The sequence below is a fragment of the Nitratidesulfovibrio liaohensis genome, from assembly GCF_011682075.1.
Classification (GTDB): Bacteria; Desulfobacterota; Desulfovibrionia; order Desulfovibrionales; family Desulfovibrionaceae; genus Cupidesulfovibrio; species Cupidesulfovibrio liaohensis.
The window spans coordinates 1-3,622 of the sequence record NZ_VSMK01000288.1 but is presented as its reverse complement, the minus strand read 5'-3'; the positions used below and the strand labels follow the sequence as shown (position 1 = coordinate 3,622).

At 69.0% G+C, this 3,622-nt stretch carries 3 protein-coding genes and 1 pseudogene; 2 read left to right on the top strand and 2 right to left on the bottom strand.

Annotated features, from left to right (window positions below):
• Positions 1-301: pseudogene (locus FVW27_RS10465) on the top strand (HesA/MoeB/ThiF family protein); the annotation flags it as partial.
• A gap of 88 nt (positions 302-389) precedes the next feature.
• Here FVW27_RS10465 and FVW27_RS10460 read toward each other — a convergent pair.
• Together FVW27_RS10460 and FVW27_RS10455 are read right to left on the bottom strand one after the other, a co-directional pair.
• Entirely contained in the window at positions 390-2,021 is a 1,632-nt protein-coding gene (locus tag FVW27_RS10460; RefSeq protein ID WP_167124944.1) for a glycosyltransferase, read from the bottom strand.
• A 168-nt stretch (positions 2,022-2,189) separates the two neighbouring features.
• Positions 2,190-2,429 carry a hypothetical protein gene (locus tag FVW27_RS10455; protein WP_167124942.1) on the bottom strand — a complete coding sequence of 80 codons (240 nt, stop codon included), beginning with the start codon at positions 2,427-2,429 and terminating at the stop codon, positions 2,190-2,192.
• 417 nt (positions 2,430-2,846) lie between these two features.
• On the opposite strand from FVW27_RS10455, the gene FVW27_RS10450 reads away from it, so the two are divergent.
• Positions 2,847-3,622, top strand: a 776-nt coding sequence (locus FVW27_RS10450; RefSeq protein WP_167124940.1) for a bifunctional transcriptional activator/DNA repair enzyme AdaA, incomplete at its 3' end; no start/stop codon positions are given.

Sequence of the window (3,622 nt, the reverse complement as noted above, 5' to 3'; positions counted from 1 at the left end):
GGCGGGAGCGCCGCTGATCGCCGCCAGCGTGGCCGGGTGGACGGCCATGGTGGCCACGGCCCTGCCCGGCGAACGCGGGTTGGCCGGAATGTTCTTTCCCCACGGGCAATCGACGGCAACCCCGGCGGAAGACGTGCTGGGCTGCCAGCCACCGGCACTGCTGGTGGCGGCGGGGCTGGCACTGTCCGAGGCGGTGCGGCTGGTATTGGGCCAGCCCCCGCGCCTGGGTGGTCCCCATGGCCTAATGGCCGTGGTGGACCTGGCGACGACCAGCCTCGACCGGCTGTCGCTACAGGGGTAGCCGGGCAGGAAAAAGCACGGCCCGTGCGTCTTGTACACACGGGCCGTCGTTGCGTCCTGTCATGCCGTGCATGCGGCGCACCCGCCAGCTACGTACCCGGCGGCGTCTCGGGCACCGCGTGGCGTGCGGTAAGCTGGCTCAACGCGTCCAGATGCTCGGCAAAGCGGTAGTAGAATTTCACATCGTTGCCCAGCACGTTGCCCATGCGGGCGGCATGCACGTTGCCGATGCCCACCCCCGACATCTGATGGTGCACGCAGGAGACAAGGCCGCAGTACACCACCTCGAAGCCGTGCAGGCACAGATCCAGGTCGTGGGCGATGTCGTCCATCTGCGAGGGCGAGAAGCGCAGGTCGAAGTCGCGCACCGCGTCCAGCGCGGCGCGGGTGAACACGTGGCAGCAACCCATGACGTTGGCCGTGGGCCGGATGTAGTCGTAGAACCCGCCGTCGTAGTTGAAGTTGGGCGTGTCCAGGCTGATGCGCAGCAGCCCGGGCTGAGCCACGGAAACGTTGCGGTACAGGTACTGCAACCGGCGCGGCGTGCCGGGAAAGACCGTCTTGGCCCCGGCCACGCCCGCGCGCGGGTTGGCGCGCAGCACGGAAACCAGCGTGGACAGCCAGTTGGCGGGCACCTCAACGTCATCGTCCAGAAAGGCCACGAAGGCCGCCTCGCGCCCGTGCGGGGTATGCAGCAGCCAGTTGCGCGCCGCCGGAGCTCCCACGTTGACGGGCAGGTCGATGATCTCCATGCGCCCGCCGAACAGACTGGCGTTCAGCGCCGCCGCCATTTCCGCAGAGCCGTCGGTGCAGCCGTTCAGCAGCAGGGTGACGGATGCTTCGCCCGTCTCCGACGCCGCCAGCGAGCGCAGGGTCTGTTCCAGCAGGTCGCGTTTGTTCCATGAGTACAGGAAGATGGCCACGGGACCGCCCGCCGGATCCAGGGCGTCCGGTGGGGTGACGAAGGGCTGCTCCAGTTCGCGCAGGCGCAGGGCTACGGGAATCTGTGTGGGGTTCAGCCGCAGCGACGTGCGGTAGAAATCCATACCCGCCGCGCGGCCGCCGGTACGCACGGCCAGTTCCGCCGCGCAGTTCAGCCAGCCGGGGTCGTCAGCCCCGAGGGCATGCGTGTGGTCGCGCAGTTCCAGCGCCATGGCGTCGTTGCCGTGCAGCATGCACGCCCGAAAGCGTTCCCGATCAAGCAGGCCGCGCAGCAGGGGCGGGCAGCGCAGCCCGTCATACCAGCCAGTGCCCGGCTCGATCCCCAGTTTCAGGTCCAGGCGCAACAGACGGTCGGCTACCTCCACGGAAAAGGGCATGTCGCGGTGCAGGCGCAGCAGCAATTCGTGCGCCTCGACCGGGGGCTGGTTGGAGGTCTGTTCCACCCGCTGGCGTAACGGGTCGGGGATGCGCACCTTGGCCAGGGCCCGGTGCAGCGGGGTGTCTTCCGGGGTGCCGTTCACGCGGGCGGCCAGGGTCACGGCCTGCTCGTCAAAGGGCCGCAACCGGGCAAAAGTATGCACCAGCCAGCGCAGCCAGGCGACCTGACGGGGAGTTTTGAGCCCGCCGGGCTCGGCGGCCAGCCGGTTCAGGTAGCTGACGCAGACCGGTGCGTCGAGCAGGAAGTTACCGAGATAATTGCGCAGGTGGTCGATGGCGTCATCAGCGGAGAGCGCTTCCAGCTCTGTCTGAAGGCCGGGGGCGATATACCTGTACTGCATGGGATCTCCGACGGTTGCGCAGGCGGCAGGTTTTTCGGGCCGTGCCGGAGCATGCAAGTTCGACGCCATGACCATGCGGCACAAGGTGCCGTCCGCCCGGGTGAACGGAACGACCGGTCAATGTGCGGACCCGCGCCGGAAGGCGCGGTTTCGACCGCGAATGCGCGGTCAACGCCCTCCCTTGTGCTTGCGTTGGCGTACCACGCCCCACACCTTGGCCCATTCCTGTTCGTAGGTGGTGCGGGCGGCCTCTTCGGCCTGCTCGCAGGCGGCGCGGGCGGCCTGCTTCGCGCCGTCTGCCTCCGGGGCTGTGCAGCCCGGTTCGTCGCGGCAGGTATCGGCCAGGCGCGCCATGGCCTCGTCCATCTGCCGTTCCAGCATTGCCAGATATCCAGCCTCGTCTTCCATGGTACCTCCCGGACCGCCATGCGGCAGTCCCCATGGCGGCGTTCCGGCGCGGGCCGCTGCGGACAGGCCGGGACCAGTTCGCAACGATCATGCCGGGACGCAGGTTGCGCCCGCCAACGGTACACCAACAGAGTCTTGCGGCAGGCGTCTTCCCCCACAGGTGGGATGTTCTGAAGCGCCCACCGGAGCGTTGCCGAACGCGCTCCCAGCAGCACGCACGGCAGTTCTCCATGTCCCTGCATACGCATATCGGGCGGTTCCGTCCACGCGCCGGGGGCGCTGTTCCGGGGGGACACGCCGCCGCACGGTCGGCGATGCAGGCAGATGCAAGGCGTGGCGTGGGCTGTGGCTGGCGCATGCCGGGGCAAGGGAGAGGCGAAAATTATCACGTCCTGCGGGGGGCAGCGCAAGATTCGGATGGAAAAGCGCACGCGGCGGACCTATGTTGCCGTCATGGATACGCCCACCCGCCATACCGCTGTCGATTCGGCATCTGCCGCGTCCACTGCGTCCGCCGCAGCTCCCAGGTTCGACGATCCGCGCCTGGCCCTGGTCCGCGCCGCCTGCGCCACCCTGCACGAACGTGCCGAGCCGGTGCCACTGGCCGAACTGGCCGAGACCGCGGGGCTGAGCCCCAGCCATTTCCAACGGGTGTTCACCCGTCTGGTGGGGGTTTCACCGCGCGACTATCAGCAGGCCTGCCGCGAACAGCGCCTGCGCGGTGCGCTGGAGCGGGGAACGCCCGTGAGCGAGGCCATCTACGAGGCCGGGTTCGGTTCGCCGAGTCGGGTGTATGAAGATGCCCACGGCATGCTGGGCATGACCCCGGCCCGTTACCGAAAGGGCGCGCCCGGCCAGCAACTGGCTGTGGCCGCCGCGCAAACCTCGCTGGGCTGGCTGGTCATGGCCGCCACGGAGGATGGGGTGTGCGCCATCGACATCGGCAACGACCGCGAGGCCCTGCTTTCCGGCCTGCAACGTCGCTTTCCCGGCGCCGAACTGCACACCCCCAGCGACGCGGTGCGGCAGTGGCTGGGCACGGTGGTGGCCTTTGTCGAGCACGGCGGCGCGCACCCCGCGCTGCCGCTGGACGTGCGTGGCACCGCCTTTCAGCATGCGGTATGGAGCGCCCTGCGCGAACTGCCCCCCGGCGAAACGCTGGGCTATGCCCAGCTTGCCGCCCGCATCGGCAG